We start from the raw sequence: 229 nt of genomic DNA on the forward strand, positions 1-229 counted from the left end.
GCCCGGATGCGACGGGATTCGCGGAAGTAGGGCATCATCGCGAACCCGTCGGGCGTCCCCGTGACCTGTGGTGCGAGGCGGAGCCCCGGCCAGCCGACACCGCCATCGGGTCGAGGAGCCTCCGTCTGCAGCCAGTAGAGCAGCGACCGACTCAACGCCTTGGAGCGATCCCAGTGGACGGCGGCGTCGTCGACGCCGAAGAGCGGGCCCCCGACGTAGTCGTTCATCG

1 pseudogene is annotated in these 229 nt (G+C 69.9%); it reads right to left on the minus strand.

Annotated features, from left to right (window positions below):
• Positions 1-229: pseudogene (locus tag SB773_RS35195) on the minus strand (FAD-dependent oxidoreductase); the annotation flags it as partial.

The sequence above is a fragment of the Bacillus sp. SIMBA_074 genome, assembly GCF_046534555.1.
Classification (GTDB): Bacteria; Bacillota; Bacilli; order Bacillales; family Bacillaceae_G; genus Bacillus_A; species Bacillus_A mycoides.